Here is a 25461-nt window from a genome sequence, read left to right on the forward strand (position 1 = left end):
TTTTGGTTTACTCGTTCGGTCAATATTTCAAAAGCTCTCACAGCGTTCTTATGAAATTAGATGTTCAGTTTAAAAAGATGCAAAGAATTTAAAAAAGTAAAGTGCAATTTTATACCGGTTCTTAATAATCCTATTTGTTCTATTAGGTTAAATAAAAAAACCTGAGTCAATGTCCTTATAAGTTCCAACAAGGGCAGATCGATCCAATAGTTTATTGAACTCCTCGCAGCTCGTTTCAGGAACAATGGAGCAATTGTGGCAAGCTGCTCCATTCAAAGAATCCGGCCCTTGTCCCGTTGAACTCCCTACATCCATGCATACCGGATCTGCAGAACACCATCTGGCATCTTCTATGATCTCTTTAACCAAACGATAAAAATTCGATTCCCTTCCTTGCCTGACAAGTCCACCCATAGATCCCTCGGAATCACCGGATGAAGTATAAATCAATACCCCGTTCATCCGATGGTCCCCAGAACTTGAAAAGTATATTCTCTCTCTTAGGGATGACGATCCGTAACCACAATTGTAACAAAGTCGATTGATGAGTAAATGTGCAAACGTATGAAGCAAAATGAATGAAGGCGAAAGGTCTCTATTTTGATAATCGTTGATTCTTACAGCTTGTTCGGTATGGTACCTTGCTATCAATGCCTCCAGATTGTTGTTGGCACGGGATAGCCACTCATCCAATTTGTCATCGCTGAACTTTATGAAAATTCCTTCTCCATAGACTACATGGGCAGGTAACCAATCTTTGTCTTTTAAACTTAAATCTTTTATTTTATCCCTTACCAATCTTCCATCTTCAGAATTGAGCCTTGAAAATCCTGCAAAAACCCTGGTTTCCCTTAATTTCTCGATTAAGACGACATGGTCAAAGTATTCGGATAAAAAAACGCCCTCCTCAGTTGAGGAGAATGGCTTGACCAGCGCTTTAAAATCTGAGTTCTCAGAATCCCGCCCAGTATTAAGATATTGGTACTCCTGTATGCGTATATCAAAGTCAGAATTGATTTCCAGATCAGCATTGCCTTTTCCCGATTCAAGAAAGCTTAACACGTGCACTAGCAATTCATCAAGTGCTATACGGCCTAATTTTACCTCGGTTTGATTTTCGAGAAAAACTTTAAGAAACCTTCCATCATTATCCATTTCATGGAACCTTCGTAAAGTTTCCTCTTCCCGATCTATTATTCGCTGAACCATTTCCGGTGTTGTATCCCCGGCCTGTGGTAAATACAAGGCCGATTTGATGAGGGCATAATGCACATTGGAGCTACCCTTGATCAAAACCCGCAATGAATGTTCGCAGGGCTGGGGCTGTCTGACACCTATTGGGCCCAGCCAGGGCCGATGTCCCGAACATGTTGAAATATTGGCCAAGGCTCCTTCATTCATTATCCCACCTAAGGTTCGTCTTGCTCCACACGAACATGAAATGACGATACTGGATAAATCTCCCGAACCTTTACCTGCTGAATACGTCAATACATGTCTTTGGTCATCCATCCCGTCTGGGTGGACCCATTCTAAAAAGGGGACATCTTGAATGTGTCCTTGAGGGCATACGGCAACAAACCTGACAGGGATCAATCTTCCCCTGCATTCCCCTGATGTACATCTGGGACTTTCCTGTCTATTGAGCTCAATTTGGCGCATGACACCACATCTTATACAATAATGCCATTGGGGAAAGCGTACCCCTGGAATGGTCAGACGACTGTTTTTACTGCTGTTTTTACGGAAGGGGAACGGCTTTCTAAACCTGCTTACGCCCAACAGCTGTTCCAGGCGAGGTTCCCTGATTTCAAATTCTTTAAAATCAATATGGTCATACCCTGCATTTTGGATTCGCTGTTCGATCATTTCGTCCCATGCATCAAGACCACAGATCATCAACGACTCATCATTTGGGAAATTCACAAGTTGTCCAATGCCAAAAGGAGACAACAATTGCCCTAATCTTATGTTTCTATTCATATCAACCTAAATTCATTATTCCTATTCTGCCCTCTTCATCAACCCCTCTCATGGACGTCAATGAAGGCAATGACAAGCCACCGTTTCTAATATCTTCAGTAACTTCATTGCCCCTGGCATACATTAATGGAATCCAATCTTTATTCAGTATGCCATAATTACCGGCATCTCCGTATTCTTGGAAACCATTTTTCCAGAACGCTATTCTTCTGTCAAACAATGCCAAGGTATTTTGCACCTCACTTGGGTCCACAATCCCGCATCTGGATTTGATGACCTCCCGTACCCAATCGGTAATGCTTTTAAACTCCCCTTCATTGTTGCTGATATCTGGATTACGGGTAAAATGGCCTGCACTGAAATTTCGGACAAGGCCAATGCTTACAGCATGCAAAACCCGCTCCCTTGCACTGATGGAGAAGGGGGTGACCGAAGTTGGTTCCACATAAGAGTAAATTTTATTATGGAACGACTGGAAGTGTTCATATTGGGATTTGTCCCGAGGTTTGGATGGACTGTATAACATGATGACCAGACCTGGTCCTTTTGTGTCCCTACCGACTCTTGAACTTGCCTGGATATATTCGGCAGTGGTCTTTGGCTGCCCGTGAATCAGCATCAAACCCAACCGTGATACATCAACTCCCGTAGCGATCATATTGGTGGCAAGGCATACATCCAGCGCGGATGATGTTTTTCCGGTATAGCTCTTTTCCAATTCCTTTAAAGCATCCGGGATTTCCGAGCTTGGAATTCTACTGGTCAACTCTTTGAACAGGTTCAACCATCGCTTTTCTGAATACGGTATTAATTTTCTTTTCTGAAGGATGGTCAAATATTCTCGAATATCGGCATATACCAGAGATGCGGCCATTCCCAATTCTCGAATGGAATTGAAGAACCCAAGCAATGTCCAATAATAGTCCTTGGCTTCAGTAGGGTAATCCGCTGTTCTGGTGGATTGTAGGATTGACGCATAAAGACGAACGACCGAGGTCTGACCAGATCGATAACCTGGTGCCAATACCCCGATATATTTCCTTCCTGGATGTTCAGGTGACGGTTGCTTTTCTTCCGAAAACCAAGTATCTCCAAAATCAATCCCTTGAGGGGGGAAAATGTTTAGGTTTTCGCTGGCATACAATGCCCTAACTTGTTCGGAGGCCCTACTGATGGTTGCTGAGGAAGCGACTATTTTTGGTGGTGCGTAATCCGTACCATGAAATGGATACTCCCGTTTGTTGTAATTATTGCATAAAGTAAGGACTAGACTTTCATAAAGGCCTACAACCGTACCCAAGGGGCCAGAGATCAGGTGCAACTCATCTTGGATAATCAGTTCCGGTGGTGTAATTCGACTTTTCGCCCCATTTGACCTAAATCCAAACAGTTTACTTGAGTCAAGGTCATGCGAAAGGCGACCGGGTTGCCATGGTATCATGGCAAATTTGTCCACGGTGCCCAGAACCAATGTAGGGCAAAATTCAAAGATGTCTTCATCCACAACGTAGAGCGGAAGCTCTGATTCAAAAAACTCACAAAGCTCATTTTCACAGCTAAAATAGGTCCTTGAAGTGGAGGCCGAACCATCGGTTTGAGCCAATCCCGATACTTTCTTATGCCTGCTCGGGGAATCAAGTTTGCCAATGGCGGCACCGCAACAGGGGCACTTCATCACTATAAAGTTGTAATCCGCGGATTGATAATTCTTACCGGTCAACTCTTTATATAGGAAATTGGCATCTTTTCTTTTGTTTGGAGTGGATGTTCCACCAACCCATAATCCTATGGAAAAAGGATCGGGACCCAGTTCCAACATATGATCCCCTTCCTTCCGAATCAATTCACAGGCGCAGATAAGGGAAGAGGCCCTTTCATATTGTTGGGTGGTGAGCAATCTAAGGGTGTACCGCATCAAGATGGACGTTCCGGCAACATGATCGAAATCCATGTCCTCTTTTGCCCTGATTCTTCGGGCAAAAATGGAAAAACCTGCAAGTCCAAGATAAGCTTCTGTCTTACCACCACCTGTCGGGAACCATATCAAATCCACTATTTCACGTTGTTCGGAATGTTCATCCCATATTGAAATTAGGTTCATTAATACAAAAGCAATTTGAAAGGGCCGCCATTTTCCATTATAGGGTCCCTTATGAAACTCTGCAAGATCTGTATGTTGATGAACATCTTCTTCCAAGGGTGTGAGCGCATACGAGCCATTGTCATCACGAACCCAGCTTCTTCTTGGCGTCTTGGAACGTTGTTGTTGCCAGATCATCGCCCTGTTCATCCATCTGAAACATTTGACCAGGTCGGATGCTTCATCACTCTGGGTGAGTAGCTGCACGCCTTCTTTGATCCTGCGCAAGTTTGCTTTGCACTTTGAGATGTTTCTATTTGCCGCTCCGTGAAATTTCCCATCAAGATTGGCTACGGCAAGTTCCAAGTTGGAAATCCATGTTTCATATTGACTGGTGAGCTGGTTCAAACTGTCTTTTGCATCGTCCCAATCCCCTTGATCGGATAACTCCAACATGCTTAGTGTCACATGTTGGGTCGGGGATACTTGGGGCAATTCATAAACGGGTACGACAGAAGTGGTCAAACCATAAACCATATCACTGGATTCATCCCATTGTACAGAACACCCGTGACCAATGGCGTAGGTTTTCTTTTGGCGATATAACAAAAGCAACTCCTCCTCTTCTTCAGTATCGTTGGCGGAATTCCTTTCATCATAGGGTAAAATATGGCCTCCGGAGACATCCTCGATATGTATTTTGTTTTGGAAAAGAATCAATCTGTCATTTTCTTCCTGATTGGTACTGGCGGACATCTGGTTGATGATGGTAAATGTCAGGATGCATTCACCCTTGTCGATGTTTTCTTGCCTGGAACGATTGTAAACCCTTAGCGTAAGCCATGCTTGGTCCGTATTCCATGGTGTCACGGCAACCACTTTTTCATATACCAAACCTCTGTGAGCCCCAACTTCTTTCAAATCGAGAATGACCTCCTTTATGTCCAAGGGTCTTCTGGTCCAATTTCTCCGCAATACCAATGCTCCGGATTGAGGATTCCGCTTATCTTCATATCCTGCATCGACCACTCGCTTTTCCGCAATCCCATTATCTGACCTTTCATACCATGCAGCATTGATATGCACGCTGATCGTACCTTGATCGGCTTTCATTTTGCATGTAAAACCCATGGCGGAGGGCAGGAATTCATTCGCCAATCCAATAGACTCATCGGAATCACCATCATCGGCTAAACTACCTTGGGTCGTTCTTGAATTATCTCGGTACTCGGACTGTTCTTCTTCAACATCGTCATCAGTCATCTCCGTATTTTCATCCAATTCCGTGATATTGGTCGCTTGAGGGTACAACATGCCGGCTCCATACCTCAGTTTGGGTGAACCATGTACTCTTTCCAACAAGATTTCTTCCCCTGTTGTTTCATCAGTATATGCCGGATGTGGATCTGGTCCACAGACTTCTTTTATGATGTCATCGATTATTTGGTCTCGAATCATGATGTTTGATTTATTCTCATTGCTAATAATTGATTGTAGGAATGCTCAAGTCCTTTATCCAAAACAAGATAGAATTTCAATTTGGCCCTACTGATCGATACATATAATAAACTTGTTGCATGATTGGATTCCAATTCCTCGAACTCTGTGGTGATCACAAAGGAATTTTGAAGTCCTTTATAGGCATGTATCGTTGAAAAGACAAGGCCATTATTGATATAGTGCTTCAATTCCGCGGATTGCAGCATTGCGCTGTTTTTTGCGCTTTTACAGGATAGTAAGCTAATCTTGGCCTCGGGAATTCCTTTGGTAGTCAAGTCTTTTATGATTTCTACCACCTTTTCTACCTGCTTGGACTTGATGGGGAAATAATGTTCAACCTTTTCTCCCTCCAACATACCTTCTGGACTTAATTGTTGCTCACAGCCGGTGGTGGTATGATTGAAGAACACAATTTTCTTACTGTTCCTGCAATTGGTCCTTAATGTTGGGACTTTGATAAATGCAGCTTTTGAGGCTAGTATGTCCAGTACGCTTAAAGGGTTGTCCAGATAGACCAGTTGATTGCAGAAATCTCCGAACATGACCCATTTCCCTTGGCTCAACCCTCCTTTTAACATGAAATCAAAAACATCCAGATAGGATTCGGTAAGGAGGTCTTGGGACTCATCAATGATGAGCAGGTCAAATTTTTCATCCTCCGAGAATTTCTCAAGGGCAAACATGGTTTCCAAGGGTAAGTCCAATTCATAGAAAGGTTGCTGATTCACCTCTGGAGGAACTCGTTCTGTCAAAGACATCATAAAACTGTGTAGATTGCCAACATAGGAATTGGTAGCACACAAATCAATTACCTTAGAGAGTTCAGACTTTAATCTATGCCCCAGTTTTTTATTGAAGCAAAATAACCCAACTTTCAATCCTTGGTTGACATTTCTTTGAAACCACTCCGTCGCCATTATGGTTTTTCCGGTTCCTGCACCTCCTTGAATCAACACCCGATCATTGTAATCCATAAAGGAGAGTGTTTCAAACTGCTCTTCGGTAAAATGATCGATGAGGTCCTCTTCATCCAGTATTTGGTTCAAGCTCGTATAGTTATAACTGAAATCACCTCGCAGTAGTTTGAATATGTCTTCACAATCTTTTTTCGAGGGCCTTGAATCGTTTACATTGTACCATGCCCTATCGGAGTATTTATGGTGAAAACCACGGGAAAGCGATGTTATATAATGACTGGCTGGAGCCCTAAAACCAGATCTTGTGAACAGTTGCCATGATTCTGCTTCGGGACCATGATCATAAAATTCATCCAGACCGGTAAACATTACTCCCCAACCGAATAGCAGTTTGTTGATCTTTGCTTTTAATTTAGCATGGTCACCTGCCAGCTCCAACAAATAGGATCTTAAGGAATGCATCGTATCGCTCACTTGTCTGAAAGGCCCAACTGTAGAGGTTTTTACTTGGCCATGGCGGTTTTCAAATTTCCAGATGCCTCCATCACGACTGACCTTACCGTGTTTGACTTCCAATGCGAAAATCCCCAGTCCCGGTGCCAAGACCAAAAAGTCAAGTTCCCCAGATACCCTCGTTAGATGTTTGGAGATGAACAGGGAATGGAGAATTATAAAGTTCTTTGCATTGGTATCCGTTTTGAAATGACGGAATACCTGCTTTTCCCCGTTTGAATTGGTACTGTCAATGTTGTCCGGTACAATCATCTATTTAAGAAATTTCATGGTTGAATGGTACTCTATTTTCAGATCATTTCTTTTTTCGATGCCCACGATTTCGTTTTTCTTGCCTTTTACCTCGATGCCTTGGACCTCGATGGTAAAGGTGTCATCGAGAGCGTCGTGCGATGTGCCGATCATTTCGGCAAGCTTGTCTTTAACGGCTCGATCCAGTTTGTTTTTGGCTTTTAGAATCACGGTTTTTGCCCCTAGGATGGATTTTGCCCTTTCCGAAAGTTCTTCTTTGGGATAGTGCAGCCCAAGTATCATTTTAAGGTTTTCATAGGCCGGGGCCAGCATCATCTCATCATGCAACCATCTGAGTACATTATAGTTTTCAGGGCTTCCACCGATATTCAGGGATTGATTGACCTTTTCCAATCTTTCCACCAAATCGGACATATCTTTGAGTTGATAGTGCTCTTGTCTAAGGATCTCCCGCCATGATTCCAAGGTCTCCATATAAGTGAGCATGGCCTTTGAGCCTTCCAAATATTTGGTGATGGATCGTCTGGACACATTGACGATGACAGCAATGTCACCTACCGCAACGTCCGCAATTTTGTTCGAATGGGATTCAATGGAACCCGTGATCGATTCTTTTAATGCCAGGATCCTCCAATTATGGGGGAAGAATACATAGCTTCCATTTTCAAAATGCAAAACGTTGCAATTCAGCATATACTGACCACTAGCTTCCCTATCTTCACTTGAACCTTTGTATCCGGAATATCGGAGTTCATTGAGCATCTGTTCGAACTCTTCATAGTTGTTGGCCATTGCCTTTTCATCTTCGTGATTGGGAATCTCACCACTCTTGAAATGTATCGAACCATCGATAATCGAGGCTATTTGAATAGCATCCTTAATCCTGAACCCTTCAAGTTCACTCAGGCGGGCAGGAAATTTTTCCACATAATATCCTGAATTGATTTTTCTTTTAAGACCATTTATGGTTATGGAGGATTCACACTGGTTCAAGACAAAATTTACATTGGGAATTACCTTTTTAAAAATACTCTGGTCGATATACTTGAATGAATATTCCCGATATGGGTAGCCTATGAATTTAATTCCCTGTGCAGATGCACATATATCATTATGATGTGTTACTGCACCCTGATCGGCTTCAAAGGGCAACATGAAATTCAAGTCATGGATACTAATATCCTGATAAAATAAATTAATGTGATCATCGACAAAACCTTTGGGTTGTCTACCTGAAAGCAGGTATGATTTAAGTTTGGCCAGTGCTGTGTTTATGGAGGTTTTTATTTCCTCATTCAACCCTAAACCGGAGGTATTATATACCTCGGTAAAATTATCGAGTAAACCTGTAAGTTTAAAGGTGTCCGGCCGTTCAATAGTATTTTTAAGTGCATATAGTAAAGGTCTTAAGGTTTGATAATAGGCTTTTTGTAAAAGTTCGTGATCTCCCAAAGAGGATAGGAAACTTTTGGATTCCAATGAATTGAAGATTTGATCAAACTCATTAAAATCAACCTCCTCGACAGTGATCTTTTGGTTTACAAAACGACAAAAGGTATTGTTGTTGATGTAGTCTATAAAATGGGATCCTTGGTCAAGTTGAAGTTCCAAATCAGCAATCTTGTTCTTATCCCAATTAAAACGGTATGCATCCTTAAATGAGGCATCGTCAAAGATTGTTTTGTATATGTCGTATTCGTTCCACTCACTAATGACCCTGTCACCTATTATAAATACCGGAATATTATGGCTGGTTAGATATGCTATGGTTTTTGGGTTTTCCAACATGAGTTGTGGATCATTCACAAAGACAGCGGAAACATGATTGATTAGATCATCTTCAATTCCAGGATGATACTTCATTAGGTTTTGAAGTTTGTCACCTAAATTTTGATGATCGGAACTTTTTGAAAGGGCTGAATAAAGGGATTGAAATCTTTCGACGAACTTTTTTGTTTTTAGGGATCGTTCCAGTAATTCAAGACAATCTTGAGCAATGGTATTGATTTCGGAATCTTCAAATTCAACGGTCTTCAAACTTTGTTTGACGGCCTTGACAAAGAATTCCGTATTCTTGTTCGAATCCTTATCCACACTTCCGGCAAAGCATTCAAAATCCGGGGATATAAGTAAGTTTTTATCCAGCATGACCGTTTCGGATAAAGGCTCATCATAAATGAATGTCTCTCTCAATTGCCGACGGAATTGGCCTGCCTTCCCTCTACCAGAAATCAACACGACTTTTACTGACAATGCCCCAAAGTTGGGGTTAAGATCTAGACTGAGGATTTGGGTCAATGCCTTCCTTTTTTCCAGGAATTGCTTCCTTTTCTTGCGGTAGTGAACATATTTGTTGACCATCGCTTTTCTTACAGGGTTAATGAACTGAATGTTCTGCATCTTAGTATAGGCCGTTACACCATCCGAGAATTTCATGACCAGTTTATTAGTGCTCAAATCGATTCGTTGAAATAAGGCAGTTGTTGAGAAAATATCAATTTTATCTCCGGCTTTCAGATCCAATTCTTTAATTCTGTTTTTGCTTTGATGTACATAGTCATGGAAGAATTCATTAATCAAAAATTGAACGGACATCCACAATGCTGCACTTTCTTTACAAGGAAATGTGATTACCATGGGTTCGCTACGTTCTTTTTGATGAAATTCTTCGGAATAATCCAATGCGATAGCTGTGGATGCCTGAATTACAGGACTGAATTCACAGCTGCCCAAATTCAAATAGAACCTACCTTTAGCGTTATTGAGGTATTCCTTCACTGGACCAACTTCTTTACAATATTTGCTATTTGGTATGCGAGATAGGGAGGTACAGCATTTCCCACTTGATGAAATTGGGCCGTCCTCGATCCACAAAAAAGGTAGTTGTCAGGGAAGGTCTGAATACGTGCAGCTTCCCGTACTGTCAAACTTCTACATTGGTCGGAATCATAATGGATGAAATAATGTCCATCTTTTGAAATATGACTGGTAACCGTGGTTGCCGGTTCATCTGGTAATTGAACTCTAAAACGGTCTGCGAATTTTCCAGTATCCGCACTTTTGTGATCGGGCATCAATTCCGAACTGTGTTGGGTATACTCATTTAAACGTGGAAATCGTTTGTGTTTTTCCGCGTATAGACTTGAAAATTGATATCTCATCAAATCCTGGGTCAGGTGAGATCTGGAGATATGATTGCATGCTCCATTTAATTTTGGGTCCATGTACCATGTATAAAGAGGGTTTTTGGATGAAGGAGTTTTGCAGGGAACAAATTCCGATCCAATATCTAAGGCACCGATTTCTTGATGTTGTTTTGATTTTTCGAAGCCGTTCCAAGATTGGATCATGTATTTGTATCCGCTTACCAGATGATGCCAGGTATCGAAATCATCATTTACTTTTTCATAGACCCTTTTCTTTTTTCCAGATGCTGTATAGGAACGAACAAACTTTCGATTCAAACCGCTCCTTATTTTGGGAAGGTCTCCGATAACAGCTTTTAATTTTATCGGAGCTTCACATTTCGTCAGCACGCCGGGTTCTTCCTCCAAATCTTGGCGAATCCCCAATAAAATGACCCGATGTCTCTTCTGGGGAACTCCAAATTCCTCGGACTTTATTAAAAAGTCACTGTCCTTTGCATAGATGGGATTTCCATTTATGGAAAAGGTTTCCGGAGCGGTTGACAGGGAATAAACTTTATAGGTGGGGGAGTCAAACTCGGGAAACAGTTTTGAAGGGTCATTCAAATCCCGCTTGATCCAATCGAATACACTTTCCTTTCCAACTTTGGCGGATAATAGCCCTTTTACATTTTCCATCACAAATACCTTTGGATGGAATTTTGCGATGATCCTTAAATATTGTCGATATAAGTAGACCCGATGATCTGATTTATCTATTCCTCCCACACGAGATCGTCCTGCCAACGAATATGCCTGACATGGTGGACCTCCTATCAGAACCCAATCGCGATTTTTGTCAATGCCATTTTGTATCCTTTGATCAATTAAATCCTCCGGGAATTTTTCCGAACCGAGTTCTGCCTTCCATGTTTCTGCTGAAGCTATTCGATATTCCTTGGGATAAGCATCGAATAAATCTTTCATTTTCTCTTCTCTTTTGCCCAAGTTCTCTTCTTTCAGCACATCATAGTATGCATCTGGCAACTCATTTTTGGCAAACTGCCGGAAAAAACTCCTGAACAATAAGGTTTTATGGGCGTTTTCCTCCTTTTCTATCGATAATTTAATGTCAAATACCTTTTTCTCGTTTTCCCATACGGATGAAAAGCCTTCTCCAAGCCCACCAGGTCCAGCGAATATATCTATAACTGGAATTTTCAAATTTTGAATTGATATATTATTTATAATGGTTTAATATTTTTTTTAATTCTGAATATTGATGTTTAAGCTTCCGACTAAAAACTGTTTTTGTTTAAAAACTTCGAAAACAATTGCCGAAGATAGGCTGTTAGAATTTTAAAAATTTGTCAATAAATGTAAGAATATTCATTGAATGAAAATATGAGGATATCTGTAATGAAATTCAAAAATGGAAAGACTTAGTGTAAGGACAAATTATTTTTACTTAAAAAAATTCACTAATGTCAAATTCAAAATAATTGGCAATTGTGTGAAGTGTTTCGACGGTAGGATTGCTTTCCGCTCTTTCTATTCTACCAATTTGATTTGCGGACATATCAATGTCTAAACCCATCTTAAGTTGTGACAAACCCCTTTCTTTTCGGTGCTTTTTTATAATTGCACCAATATTGGATAAAAGCTTATTAAGGTCTTGGTTTGACATTAATCAAAAATTGGCAATTCATTTATTTTTTATCAACACATATATGTGTTATTTTAAAAAGGTTTACTATATTTATCCCAATAACATAAATTTGCGATTCTTCGTTTAGATAATATTTGAAGCTGTCGCTTAGAGTCTCAATCTGAAAACTGGTAATTTTTGCAACGAGACAATAAGCAGATTGGCTCACGACCCGGGCGTGAGCTCTCTTATCGTTGCAAGGTATACCAGTACCTCAGGTTGATAAGTTGAGTTTTCACGCCCAACTTGTTCCTAAGCATTTGGTTTTATTTTATTCTTTTTTTCGATGTGTCGCTGACCTTTTGGTTATGGGAAACATTTGGCAACTTTTTATTGTGGGGTTCACATCGTGTTCTTGTCCTGTTTTTGGGACTTCGCACTCGGTGTTCGATATCCTGTTCCGTAAGAAGCCCAAGAATCCCATTTGATTTGTTTCTGACTATGGTTATGGGAAATACGCTGCGCTTTTTCGGTTTGTTTTTATCCTTTGTCCCATAACTGATCCTTACACTTTTGGGGTATCCGGCCCTATTGCATTTCATAGTCTTAGTTCCTTTTTGGGACCCTATTTCCAAGTACTGTTGCTACTTGGACAGGGTGGCCTATGCCTGAACCTTGGCCCTTAGGTAAGTTACGACTTTGTGGTGACTTGTGGGCAGTGCAAACAAAAAACCTCCGGACAGGGTAGGAGTTGTCCAGAGGCATGATTCAATTAACACTAACTGTTTAATCAAACAACTCAAAATTATGAAGAAATTATCGATGATTGGAAAGCGGAGCTTTCTGTCCTTGCTTTTTTATGTGCTATTGGCTCCATGGTCATGGGGCTCTGTTTCTGCTGGAACGTTTTTATCTGTTCAGGACGTGGTCCGTGGCACCGTAACCGATGTTGATGGGAATCCTTTGGCGGGTGTCAATATTGTGGTGGAATCCACAGAACGTGGGACGATGTCCGAATGGGACGGTTCCTTTGCCATTGAGGCCGATTCCGATGAGGTGCTGGTATTTAGTATGCTGGGCTATGCCCCTTTGACCGTCCCTGTGGCCGGGAGGAACCGCATTGATGTGGTGATGGAGGAGGATGTGACCGCTCTGGGGGAGGTGGTGCTCAATGCGGGGTACTATTCCGTTTCCGAGCGGGAACGTACGGGGAACATCGCCACCATCAAGGCCGAGACTTTGGAGAAACAGCCGGTGGGCAATCCCTTGGCGGCCATGCAGGGTCAGCTTTCAGGGGTGAACATCGTTCAGAACACTGGGGTGCCCGGTGGGGGCTTTACCATTGATATCCGTGGCAGGAACTTTATCAATGGGGTTTCCGATCCCCTTTTCATTGTGGATGGGGTACCCATCAGTTCACAGTCCTTGGGCTCCAATGATGTTTCTGGGCAGATATTGGGTGGGAACATTAGTCCACTGAATGCCATCAACCCCAATGATATTGAAAGCATTGAAGTGCTCAAGGATGCCGATGCCACGGCCATCTATGGATCCCGTGGGGCCAATGGGGTGGTCTTGATCACTACCAAAAAGGGTCGGGTCGGGGAGACGCGTTTCAATGCCCAGATGAGCAGTTCGTTGGGCAGGGTCACCAATTTTCTGGAGCTGTTGAATACCCAACAATACCTGGAACTGCGCCGTGAAGGGGTGGTCAATGATGGTTTTGGGGATTTTTTGGAGAATCCGGCCTTTGATTTTGCATGGCCCGATATCAAGACTTGGGACAATGATCGGTATACCGATTGGCAGGAGGAGCTGATTGGGGGGACCGCCTATAGGAACAATCTGCAATTGTCCGTTTCCGGGGGCAGTGAACGTACCCAGTTCCTGATCAGTGGGTCCTACCTAAAGGAGACCACGGTATTCCCTGGGGATGCCAATTATAAAAAGGCCAATGTGAACAGCAATATTTCACATCAGTCCGATAATGGGCGGTTCAAGATCAATCTATCCACGATCTATACGCGAGAGGACAATCTGATGCCTCGGTCGGACCTGACGAACGTTGCCTATACACTTGAGCCCAATGCCCCTGAAATCTATGATGATGAGGGCAACCTCAATTGGGAGGACAATACCTTTGACAATCCTTTTGCTGCTTTGGAGGAGCGGTTCGGACAGGCGAGCCACACGCTGATTTCCAATGCGTTGTTGTCCTATGCGTTGCTGCCCGATCTTGAGGTGAGGACGAGTTTGGGCTACAATAGGTATCAACTGGATTCCTACCGAACCTTGCCCAGTTCCGCAGTGAACCCGGGACGTGGGTTGACGCCGCAGACCTATTCTTCATTGACGCTCAACTCGGCCGATCGTGAATCTTGGATCGTGGAGCCCCAGATCAGTTGGAAGCCCACATGGAACAAGTTCGATGTAGAAGTGTTGTTGGGAACTACCTTTCAAAAGGAAACCGCCCAGCAGTTTGTGCAACGGGGGAGGGGCTATCCCAATGATCAATTGATCCGAAACCTTGCTGCGGCCAGTACGGTTGAGGTATTGGGGGATTCCGATAGTGAATATGCCTACACGGCCGTGTTCGGAAGGGTCAATATTAATTTCTTGGACCGGTATATCCTGAACCTGACGGGTAGGCGTGACGGCTCTTCCCGTTTCGGGCCAGGCCGGCAGTTCGGGAATTTTGGGGCCGTGGGGCTGGCATGGTTGTTCTCGGAGGAAAAGCTCTTGGCGGATAGCAGTTGGTTGAGCTTTGGAAAGCTGCGGGCCAGTTATGGGACCACGGGCAGTGACAATATCGGGGATTACCGCTTTCTGGACACCTATGATGTGACCGGATTTGATTATGATGGCACCACCATTTTGGAGCCTACGGGCATTTTCAATCCTTTATTTGGATGGGAATCAAATACCAAATTGGAAGTGGGCCTGGAACTGGGATTCTTTCGGAACAGATTGCGGTTGGAGACCTCTTTTTTTCGGAACCGCTCCAGTAACCAGTTGATCGGTATTCCCTTGGCGGCAACGACAGGTTTTTCCGAGTTGACGGGAAATTTTGATGCCACAGTGGAGAATACCGGGTTGGAAGTCGATCTCAATGCGATGATGGTCCAAGGGAAGGAGTTTGGTTGGTCCACTCGCTTTACGCTGACCGTGCCCCGAAATAGGTTGTTGGCCTTTGATGGCCTGGAAGAGTCCACCTTTGCTGATCGCTTCATTATCGGGGAACCTTTGACCATCGTTCGATTGTACGAGTCCCTCGGAGTGGACCCGGAAACGGGCATCTATCAATTCGAGGATTTCAATGGGGACGGGGATATAACCAGCCTGGGTGACCGGGAGTGGTTGGAGGACCTTGCCCCAAAATTCTATGGGGGTTTTGGACAAAATATCCGATGGGGCAATTTGGGGCTGGATTTCTTTTTTCAGTTCAAGAAACAAAAGGCCTATAACGAGCTTCGGGCGTTTGCAGTGCCAGGGGCAAGAAGGAACTTGCCTATCCGATTGCTGGATCGATGGCAAGAGCCCGGTGATGAGGCCACCGTACAATTGGCCTCTGCCGGACTTGCGCCTAGCGAGGATACGGGAGCATTGCAGTCCAGAAGTAATGCCGCGGTATCGGATGCATCCTTCATCCGTCTACGGAACATCACGCTCAATTATCGCGTTCCCAATTTGGCCGATCGCTTGGATATCAATGTGTACCTACAGGGACAGAACCTGTGGACGATAACCAATTATACCGGGCCTGATCCGGAGCAGCCCTCTACCGTGCGTTTACCCCAGTTACGGCAGTTGACCTTGGGCCTACAGTTGGGATTCTAACCTTATACAAATGAATTATGAGACAGATATTTTATAGCAATAGACAATTTATGATGAGCCTGATGTGCAAGGCTTTTCTATGGATGATGGTACTGGGCGCCCTTGGCTGTTCGGATTTTGTGGAGGTCGACCCTCCCAAGAATACCTTGGTCGCTGAACGGGTGTTCAGTGACCCTTCCACGGTGGAATCGGCCCTGGCCAATCTCTATTTCTCCCTAAGGGAGGAGGGAATGGTATCCGGGAATTCAGGGTTTACGACCCTTCTGGGCATCTATGCCGATGAACTGGACTATTACGCTTTCAACGGTGATGTTGTCCAATTGTACCGTCATACGGTAACGCCCCAAAACTCGGTGCTCTTGGGATGGTGGACACAGGGATATCAGGTCATTTATGCCGCCAATGACATTATTGCGGGGGTAGAAAGTGCTGAGGGTTTGACGGCCATGGAGGTGGAACGCTACAAGGGGCAGGCGCTCTTTGTCCGGGCCTATGTGCACAGTTTACTGGTGGGTGTTTTTGGGGATATTCCCTATATCACTACCACGGATTATGTGGTGAACACCAATGCTTCACGTTTGGACACTGATGTGGTATATGAGGCCATTATCGAGGACCTTCAACAGGCGGTCGCCCTGATGGATGGAGCGGATATTCCCGTGGGGGATAGGGTAGTGCCCGATGCCAATGTGGCCCGTGCCCTGTTGGCCCGAATGGCCCTTTATACCCAGCAGTGGGAGTTGGCCGCCGCTACCGCGGGGGAGGTGATCGCTGCCTTTCCCTTGGAACCGAATTTGGACCAGGTGTTTTTGAAGGAATCGGGGGAGACCATTTGGCAGTTCAGGCCGGGCAATGACCTTAGAAATACGCAAGAGGCCAATCAATTGGTAATCCAGTTCATACCTGGGCAGCGTTTTGCCCTTACGTCTTCCTTGTTGGACGCCTTTGAGGAGGGGGATGGCCGTTTGGAGCGTTGGACCGATGAGCTATCGGATAGCGATGGGACCCTTACCCTGTCCTTTGCCCATAAGTACAAGGCACTGTTCAATGAAACGCAATCCTTGGAGCACTCCATTGTGTTTCGTTCGGCAGAACAATACCTGATCAGGGCAGAGGCCAGGGCACAATTGGGGAATCTGGTCGGGGCCCGACAGGACCTCAATGCGGTACGGAACCGTGCCGGATTAGGGAATGTGAATTTGGCTGGGCAATCGGAACTGCTGGAGGCCATATATCGGGAAAGACGCGTGGAGCTCTTTGCGGAGCAGGGACTGCGCTGGATGGACCTGAAACGTACCGGACGTGCTACGGAGGTGATGGAACCCTTAAAGGCCAATTGGGAGGATACCCATGTACTGTTGCCCATTCCCGAGAGCGAATTGGAGATAAATCCCAACCTCTTGCCACAAAACCCTGGATATTAATGTTTGACAAAAGAATTCATAGGATGAAAAAGTTGGTTTATATATTAGTATGGATGATACCCTTATGGGTGGTGCACGGCTACTCGCAAACCACGAAGGATTCAGATGGTACAGCATCCAATGTAGCAACTCCCTTTCTTACGGCACAAGTAGTGGAGGGCAAGTTGTGGGTCGATGTTCCCTCGTCCCTTTTGGAAAAACCCTTATTATGGACAAGGACCGGGGATAGCAACCACTATGATACCAAGCACGTGGAATTTCGCAAGGAAGGGGAACGGCTGTATTTGGAGCAACCTCGGGTATGGTCGGAGATGGGAATCTGGTTGCCCTTGAATGGGGATATTTCCCTGGAAAAGATCTTTCTTGGGGAATTTCCGATCATGGCATATGATGGGAATGCCTATCGTATCGATATGACCTCAGTGGTATTGGATGAATCAATTTCTTGGCAGCATATGTCCTCCTTGCCCCGTTTGGGCCATCTCTCCGAGGTGGTCGGGGTGAAGCATAAGGAAGGTGAACTGATGGTACAAACCCGGATAGGGTTGTCCAAGGAGGGGGTCTCGTTTTTGGAATCTGTGTTTTTCAGCTTTCTGGTATTGCCCGAACCCATGGAGCCGAGGCCCTATGATTACCGTATGGGCTATTGGGTCGAGGATCATGATAGGACTGGGGACCAAACGGAAAATAAGGTTGGCAGCATAGGGCGATGGCGATTGGCCAAAAAGTTTAAGGACCGTGAACGGAGTGTGCCCCAAAAGCCCATTACATTTTTGATATCACCTGATATTCCCGAGAAGTGGAGGCCCTATGTCAAGGCCGGTGTTCTGGAATGGCTACCTGCGTTTGAGTCGGCAGGATTTACAAATGCCATTATCGTAAAGGAGATGGATAGTTTGGATGCATGGGAAGGCCTTAGCCTGGGCAACTCCATGATCCGATGGAAAGGGAACCAAAACATCAGAGGCACCGAAGCAGAAAAAACCAACTCGACCGTGACCTTGGTCGTTGACCATCGTTCTGGGGAAATCGTAAAGTCGGATATCCTCTTGGGGTCTACGCTCCAGCGGTTACAGGATGAGTATTTTGTGCGCTGTGCTGCACTTGACCCAAGGGCGCGGTATCCCTTTCCCGATGAACTGACAGGGGAGCTGATCCAATTCTTGGTAGCACATGAGACCGGGCATGCCCTTGGTATCAAGGATAACCACTATGGGGAGTTTCAATACCCCTTGGAGCGTATGGGCGATGCGCAATGGCTCAAAGAGATGGGACATACGCCCAGTGTGATGTCCTATGCCAGGCACAATAATATGGCACAGCCCAAAGATAGTGTTCCGCCGCACTTGTTGATCCAAAAGGTAGGTCCCACGGACCACTACTATATCCAATGGGCGTATACGGAGTTCCCCGAGGGATGGGGCAAAAAGCAGAAATCGGAGCGATTGGAAGAAATGATTCGATGGCAGGATTCCGTGCCGTGGTATCGATATAGCAATGGTAATCATGAGATTATTGGTCCAGGAAACACCAATGAAGTGGTGGAGACCAGTAATCCCGTGGGAGGGGCAAAACGTGCCTTGACCAATTTGGAGCGGGCATTGGCCCTCTTGCCAGATACCAACCAAGGTAGAACGGATATGGCGCGGAGCAAACGCATATATGCCCAGGGATTGGAACTTTGGTACCATACCATGCGAAATGTGCTTTCCATGATCGCAGGTTATGAGGTGTTCTATAAATCCATGGATCAAGAGGGAAACATGTACACCCCTGTTGATTTTAGGAGGCAGCAGGAGGCCATGGACTATTTCATGGAACAAGCCTTTGACCCTCCCCAATGGTTGACCCATCCCGATCTGGGCATGGACATTCGGTATTCGAGCCATCCCGATTTTGTGGTAAACTATCAAAAACTGCTCCTGATGGAACTGATGCGACCACAACGGATGAAACGCTTGGAGCATCTGGAAACCTTAACGGGCTTTGAAGGGGCATTGGACTGGTATGTCGAGGAGCTGCAGCAGCGGCTATTTGAGGAATCGTTGCAGGGTACAGGTAAGGTGCCTGCCAGGAAGCAGGCCATTCAAGCGCTCTATTTGGAAAAATGGAACCAAAACTTTCAAAAGGAGCGGTTCCAATTTGGGGTGGATGAGATGGCCTTTGTGCATTCCGATCATTCATTAGAGGTCGTCATGGAACAACTGTTGGATTTGAAACGTCTATTGCGGAAGACTTTAAAGCGCCATAAGAATTTGGAATCCAGCGGGCATTGGGCATGGTGCTTGGCCAAGTTGGAGGAGTTGACCGGTGGTTAAAGGATGAAGCAAATTTGTTGTATTGTAGCAGAAGTTTTGGAAAGGACTGCGAAGCTTGAAGTTTCGTTGTGTTTTGAGTTAGTGATAAAGGTGTCCCTAGGGACACCTTTAGTTTTGAAAGGACGTTGATTACTCCCTTTCGTACAGTTCAATGGTAAGACCAGGATTCTTGAATACCTGGTATTGCCCTTCCATACAGAAAACTTGACCTGTTTCAAGACAATCCGTCTGGACGGTTTGAACCCCCAAAATAGGATGTTCATAATAGCCCGTTTGGGTGCTATTGTCCTCTTCTGTGGCAAAAGCCAATCCGACGGCCATGATGATGGCAAAGGCCGGTAAAACGATTTTTAAAAATGATCTTTTCATTGTTCTATGAATTAAGAATGATGCCTACTCTATGTGAGGTTTTCGGCTTCCCCTCAGCTGCGCAGTTTTGTTGTTCTCACGGTCATTTGGTCTGTCGTCCAGACTGAAGGATGGCCCCTAATGCCATAAGCATAAAGGCTCCATTGAACAGTATGTGTTCGCGCCACCCCATGGTGGAAATAACACCCCCACAGGAGCAGGGTGTGGGATGATCGGATATCAGGACAGCGATGATGTATATCGTGAAGAGGCCAAGTAAGGTAAAGCTGGCATACAGTCCAAGGGTCCGGAACTTGGGGAACAATAAGAGGCCTGCTATGGTGAGTTCCGAAAAGGGAACGCTCCATTGGAGTAGATCGGCAAAGGCGGATAGGTAGGGCATTTGTGCCAACCGCCACTCGAAAGTATCCAAGTCCAATAGTTTGCTGGTGGCCGTGTACACGAATAACAGCACCAATAGGAGACTGGCCGTAGGGACAATGGTTAGATATATCTTTTTGGACGCCATACCATTTGTTTGGATATGACAAAGTTCGGGAGTCCCATATATCTGTAGGGGAGTTTATGTTATCCGAAAGGGATTAAATATTTGATACAATGTGGTTTAGCCCCTCATGGCCGTTGGGGTGAGTCCGTATTTGTCCTTAAAGGCCCGGGAGAAATGGGTCTTGCTCTTAAAGCCTGTCATTTGGGATACCTGTTTGATGGTGAGGGTACTGTGCTGTATCAGGGTCTTGGCCTTTCGAAGGCGTTCCTGGGTGAGGAAGCGGAAGATGGTCGTACCGTACATCTGCTTGAAACCGTACTTGAGTTTGTATTCATTGGTGCCCATTTGCAGGGCCAGTTCATGGAGTCCGGGAAGGTCCTTTTCCAGATTGTTGATGATCATATCGTGTAGGTCCCTGATGATCTGGATGTCCTTATGGTCCATTTTGACCTTATGGCGTTTGGTGCCCTTGGTGACCATCAGCTTGTTTTTGGGGATTCCCTTGGAAAAGGGCTCTCCCTTTACAAAGAACACGGAATCCAACAATAGTTTCTTGCCCTTGCCGTCCAAGGTATGGAAAGCGGAGACATTGAAGTCGTGCTTGATGGTCAGACCTTCTTGGGTGATGAATTCCAAGTGGAGCTTGGTCTCGTAACTGTCCTTTTTGATCAGTTTGGGCCATTTTTTGGTCCATTTGATCCTCGAACCTTCGGTCATGAATTGGGTGATGGGGCGACCAATAAGGTCCTGGGGCAGACAGGACAGAAGCGAACAGCTGCTTTTGGTGGCCATTTCGATAATGCCCTTTGCATCCAATAAAAGCGAGAGTTGGATAATGCATTGGGGTGCATGGTGGGCATTGGCAAAGCCCTGATGGATAAAGGAGGCCCTGATTTCCTCGTTGACCATGTTGAGCATCAACACCAATGCGGAAATATTGTCATTTTGTTCGGAGGGTTCAAGGCTATAGAAAAAGTTGCCCTTGGCCATTTCCAAGAGCATTTTTTGGATGCGTTTGACCCTGAAATCGTCTTGGTTGGGCATATGCATTGTGTTTAGGTTGGTTCATCGTTGGATGGTTCAATGCCCAAAAAGGCCAAGGCTTCCGATTTTTCTGTGAAGGCCCGGGTCGGCACTTTTTGTGCATGGGTCCCCAAATAAAAGGAACTGATCATATCGGTGATCGGGGGGTCTATCAAAAAGGCCAATGCCTTGATCCAAAGGGAACCCTCCAGGGCCAAGTAGTCCCTGGCCGGTTTGTCGATCATCCTGACGGCACGGATGTCGCATAAAACGGGCATCTCCTTACCCTTTTGCAGGTCCATGCGGTCTTGGACTACCCGCTGTGCCGCCTTTAGGTCAATACAGGGGACGCGCTTGTAAATGATGTGCAGTAGCTCATCGGTCAGCAGATACATTGCAAAACTATTTTCATGCGTTTCTTTCATAGCCTGAAAACTGGTAAACGGTCTAAATTTATAAAAATATTGTAACTTCTATTTTTATAAAGTGTTGATTACCATATATAAAGGGGTTTGTTATCTGAAAAGGATTATGAGTTATCCCAGACGGATTATTTAGGTTGCTATGGGGGTATAATCTGACAATTGCCATTACTTTTTAGGACATTTTAAACCAAACGTTATGGCAAAGATCAAACACCACAATTTTTTGAACACCGTTCATGAGGTATTCACCGATGCCAAACAGGCAGGGGTATTGCACCTCTATGCCGGAGGGGATTCCCTTTCTGGACGGACCATAAAGGTGAAGGGCAGGGACCTCTACCATTTTGGGACCACGGGCTATCTGGGCCTGGAGCAGGATGCCCGTTTAAAGGAGGCTGCCATTGGGGCCATCGAACGGTACGGGACCCAGTTTCCGCTCTCCAAATCCTATATCTCCCATCCATTGTACGCCCGATTGGAGGAAGCTGTGGGCCGCATGTATGCCCAGCCCGTAGTGATTACCAAGAACAGTACCCTTGGCCATATGGGGGTCATCCCCAGTGCAGTGGACGATGATGATGTGATCATTTTGGACCATCAGGTGCACTGGAGCGTGCAAAATGCGGCCAAGATGTTGAAGACCCGAAGTGTGCCCATCGAAATGATACGCCACAATCATTTGGGCATGCTGGAGGACAAGATCAAAAAGTACCGGCACACCAAGCAACGGATCTGGTATATGGCCGATGGCATCTATTCCATGTATGGCGACTATGCTCCCATAGCCGAATTGATGGCACTTTCCAAGACCTATCCACAATTGCATTTCTATTTTGATGATGTCCATGGGATGAGCTGGATCGGGAGGCATGGGACGGGCTATGTGTTGGATCAGATGGGGGAGTTGCCCGAGAATGTGCTGTTGTTCGGAACGCTCAGCAAGACCTTTGGGGCTAGTGGTGCGGTATTGGCCTGTTCCAATGCCAAGCTGTACGATAAGATCAAGACCTTTGGTGGACCGTTGACCTTCTCCGCCCAATTGGAGCCCGCATCAGTGGCAGCGGCTGTGGCTTCCGCCCAGATCCATTTGTCCCCGGAAATTTATGAGCTGCAAGAAGAACTGCGCCAACGAATCGATTATTTCAATCAATGTTTGGAGTCCACCCAATTGCCCTTGATCGATAGCAATGCATCGCCGGTCTTTTATATCGGGACGGGGATGCCCAAGACCGGATATGATTTTGTGAACCGATTGATGGGAGAGGGGTTCTTTGTGAACCTTGGGATATTTCCAGCGGTACCTGTCAAGAATACCGGGGTACGGATTACCATCTCAAGGCATAATGAAAAGGCAGAGATCAAAGCTCTTGTCGATGCCATGGCCTATCATTTCCCAAAATCTTTGGAGGCAACAGGGACAAGTTCCGAACGGGTATTCCACGCCTTTAAATTGGAACCCAAAACAAGGGAGGGCCATAGTGCACCGGAGGGCTTGTCCATCGAAACAAAGACATCCATCCAAGAGGTGGACAAGGAAGAATGGAACCGGTATATGGGCGGACGTGGGGTGTATGACTGGGACGGGCTTCGGTTTTTGGAATCCGTATTTCAAGGCAATGTAAAAAAGGAGCATAATTGGAGGTTGCGTTATGTGGTCATCCGGGATACCGATGGACGACCGGTTCTGATGACCTTTCTGTGCCTGTCCCTGTGGAAGGATGATATGTTGGCCCCTGCAGAGGTATCCAAGGGTGTTGAGGCTGATCGTGCGATAGACCCCTATCATATGTCCTCAAAGGTATTTTCCATGGGCTGTCTGTTTACCGAGGGAGACCATAGGTACTGGGATGCCTCCCATCCTTGCGCCGAGCGGTCGATTCCGTTCTTGTTGGCGTTCATGGAAGAACAGGAAAGGCTTTTGGGGGCCAAAATGACCGTGCTGCGTGATTTTCCGCGGCAAAGTCCTTGGAACGATCCGTTGTACGGGCATGGTTTTCTACGGATACAAATGCCCAATTCCTGTACGGTGGACCTATTGGGAATACCTACTATAGAGGTATATCTTGATGGATTGTCATCGCGGAACAGGCGGCATTTCAGGAAGGATATCGCACCCTATCTGGGTTTGGTCCATTGCCGGACCCGCTCCAGGTTGTCCGATCTTCAATTGGACCGGGCGCGCCAACTGTTCGGGGAGGTGCAATCCAGAAATTTGGGCCTCAATACCTATTCTTTTCCCGATCGGCTGTTTGAAAGTATGAACCAAGACCCCTTATGGGAATTCATCGTGCTTTGCCCAGCGGACGATTCGGATGGGGTAGTGGGCGTCATGTTCTGTTACCGTAACACCGATCAGGTCTATGTGCCAGCTTTTGTCGGGATGGATTATGGGGCGTTGGAACAATACGCGGTATATCGTCAATTGCTCTATCGTACCATTGAACGGGCCATAATACTTGGTATTCCGAAAATTGATTTTGGAATGACCGCTGCCTTTGAGAAGCGGAAGCTCGGAGCCATCGTACAGGAGAAATATGCCTATATCCAAACCCGTGACAACTTTATTCTGGAAGCATTGGGGGTGTTGGAAGGGCAGCAGTAACTCATACCATGAAATACCAGAAGCTGCTGTCGGATTTTGAGGGACAATTGGAAACCCTGGAAAATGGGAATGGCGATATCCTTTTCAAAGCGGAGAAGGGCATAGCCTTGGTCGAGAAATGTATCCGTAGGCTACAAAAGCAGATCGTGGGCCAGGAGTTCGAGACACAGGCCGATGAAATCTATTTTTTCAAGCACGTCAAGCCCCAGATCTATAGCAAGCTCATTTATTACATCAGGCTCTTTAGCATCGAGAGCAAACGCCCTCGCGGAAAGGAGGTGGCCCAGGTCAAATACCTACAGCAACAAATTGATAAGCTACAGACTTTCTTTAACGATAACCTTGAATTCTATAACTATTACCGACGCGGGGCCATGTCCATGGACGAACAGTATTTTGTCCGGGGCAATAGGGACCTGCGCCTGCCCCTGGAATCCTTTCACTTTCTGATCGATGACGAGTTCTCCACCTGTCAGGACGGTACCGTGGCCACCATAATGGCCTACGATATGCTCATTGTGTACCTACGAAAGGAAGTGGACGATCTGAACAACAATATGGAACCTACTAAGAACACTTTTATGGAAAAGCCTTCAAAATTATTTTGGACGGGCAGCAAGACAGATCTCATCGAACTGCTCTATGCATTGCATACCAGTAAATGTATCAACGGGGGTACCGTTGACATCAAGGAAATGGCCTCCCATTTCGAATATTTTTACAATATCGATCTGGGTAACTACTACCACACCTTTATCGATATCCGCTCCCGCAAAAGCAGTCGAACACGCTTCTTGGACAAGCTCATCGAAATGCTCCAACAACGCATGGACAACTTGGAAGAATAGGCTTTGGTGCTATATTCGTTTTTAAAAGGGTTTTCTTATTGCGGATAGGAGGTTGTTTTTGAAAAACAAATCGTAGACTTTAACTGTACACACGGTTAATCTGCATTAGT

15 protein-coding genes are annotated in these 25461 nt (G+C 45.4%); 5 read left to right on the forward strand and 10 right to left on the reverse strand.

All coding sequences use genetic code 11. The features are described 5' to 3' along the window. Positions 1 to 147: 147 nt before the first annotated feature. The 6 genes from drmB to RBB12_RS11615 form a co-directional block, all read right to left on the reverse strand. Positions 148 to 1983: a DUF1998 domain-containing protein gene (drmB, locus tag RBB12_RS11590; protein ID WP_306014327.1), complete on the reverse strand. Its 1836-nt coding sequence runs from the start codon at positions 1981 to 1983 to the stop codon at positions 148 to 150. Between the two features lies 1 nt (position 1984). After that, positions 1985 to 5521 (reverse strand): helicase-related protein, encoded by a 3537-nt coding sequence (locus tag RBB12_RS11595; protein WP_306014326.1) that lies wholly within the window; start codon positions 5519 to 5521, stop codon positions 1985 to 1987. After that, positions 5518 to 7245 (reverse strand): nuclease-related domain-containing DEAD/DEAH box helicase, encoded by a 1728-nt coding sequence (locus tag RBB12_RS11600; RefSeq protein ID WP_306014325.1) that lies wholly within the window; start codon positions 7243 to 7245, stop codon positions 5518 to 5520. The genes RBB12_RS11595 and RBB12_RS11600 overlap by 4 nt, the downstream gene beginning before the upstream one ends. After that, positions 7246 to 10023, reverse strand: coding sequence for a hypothetical protein (locus RBB12_RS11605; protein ID WP_306014324.1), 2778 nt, complete (start codon positions 10021 to 10023; stop codon positions 7246 to 7248). It abuts the gene before it with no gap. After that, complete coding sequence (locus tag RBB12_RS11610; protein ID WP_306014323.1) at positions 10020 to 11594, reverse strand: DNA cytosine methyltransferase; 1575 nt, start codon at positions 11592 to 11594, stop codon at positions 10020 to 10022. Before RBB12_RS11610 ends, RBB12_RS11605 begins: the two co-directional genes overlap by 4 nt. A 244-nt stretch (positions 11595 to 11838) precedes the next feature. Then, positions 11839 to 12057, reverse strand: coding sequence for a helix-turn-helix domain-containing protein (locus tag RBB12_RS11615; protein WP_306026687.1), 219 nt, complete (start codon positions 12055 to 12057; stop codon positions 11839 to 11841). A 768-nt stretch (positions 12058 to 12825) separates the two neighbouring features. Here RBB12_RS11615 and RBB12_RS11620 point away from each other — a divergent pair. From RBB12_RS11620 to RBB12_RS11630, 3 genes are read left to right on the forward strand one after another with little or no spacing between them, the layout of a single operon-like run. After that, entirely contained in the window at positions 12826 to 15855 is a 3030-nt protein-coding gene (locus RBB12_RS11620; protein WP_306014151.1) for a SusC/RagA family TonB-linked outer membrane protein, read from the forward strand. A gap of 17 nt (positions 15856 to 15872) precedes the next feature. Beyond that, positions 15873 to 17279 (forward strand): RagB/SusD family nutrient uptake outer membrane protein, encoded by a 1407-nt coding sequence (locus RBB12_RS11625; protein WP_306014153.1) that lies wholly within the window; start codon positions 15873 to 15875, stop codon positions 17277 to 17279. A gap of 23 nt (positions 17280 to 17302) precedes the next feature. After that, entirely contained in the window at positions 17303 to 19597 is a 2295-nt protein-coding gene (locus RBB12_RS11630) for a zinc-dependent metalloprotease (protein WP_306014155.1), read from the forward strand. Between the two features lie 129 nt (positions 19598 to 19726). Here the strand turns inward: RBB12_RS11630 and RBB12_RS11635 are convergent, their stop codons facing one another. From RBB12_RS11635 to RBB12_RS11650, 4 genes are all read right to left on the reverse strand, one after another. Then, positions 19727 to 19966: a DUF6520 family protein gene (locus RBB12_RS11635; RefSeq protein ID WP_306014156.1), complete on the reverse strand. Its 240-nt coding sequence runs from the start codon at positions 19964 to 19966 to the stop codon at positions 19727 to 19729. A gap of 82 nt (positions 19967 to 20048) precedes the next feature. Continuing rightward, positions 20049 to 20474: a MauE/DoxX family redox-associated membrane protein gene (locus RBB12_RS11640; RefSeq protein ID WP_306014157.1), complete on the reverse strand. Its 426-nt coding sequence runs from the start codon at positions 20472 to 20474 to the stop codon at positions 20049 to 20051. Between the two features lie 96 nt (positions 20475 to 20570). Next, positions 20571 to 21497: a helix-turn-helix domain-containing protein gene (locus tag RBB12_RS11645; RefSeq protein WP_306014159.1), complete on the reverse strand. Its 927-nt coding sequence runs from the start codon at positions 21495 to 21497 to the stop codon at positions 20571 to 20573. Positions 21498 to 21508: 11 nt separating this feature from the next. Beyond that, positions 21509 to 21901: a hypothetical protein gene (locus RBB12_RS11650; RefSeq protein ID WP_306014160.1), complete on the reverse strand. Its 393-nt coding sequence runs from the start codon at positions 21899 to 21901 to the stop codon at positions 21509 to 21511. Between the two features lie 196 nt (positions 21902 to 22097). Between RBB12_RS11650 and RBB12_RS11655 the strand changes: the two genes are divergently transcribed. Then, positions 22098 to 24503: an aminotransferase class I/II-fold pyridoxal phosphate-dependent enzyme gene (locus tag RBB12_RS11655; RefSeq protein ID WP_306014161.1), complete on the forward strand. Its 2406-nt coding sequence runs from the start codon at positions 22098 to 22100 to the stop codon at positions 24501 to 24503. A gap of 8 nt (positions 24504 to 24511) precedes the next feature. Continuing rightward, positions 24512 to 25351: an RteC domain-containing protein gene (locus tag RBB12_RS11660; RefSeq protein WP_306014163.1), complete on the forward strand. Its 840-nt coding sequence runs from the start codon at positions 24512 to 24514 to the stop codon at positions 25349 to 25351. Positions 25352 to 25461: the final 110 nt, after the last annotated feature.

This window comes from Allomuricauda sp. MMSF_3307 (assembly GCF_030733585.1).
Classification (GTDB): domain Bacteria; phylum Bacteroidota; class Bacteroidia; order Flavobacteriales; family Flavobacteriaceae; genus Flagellimonas.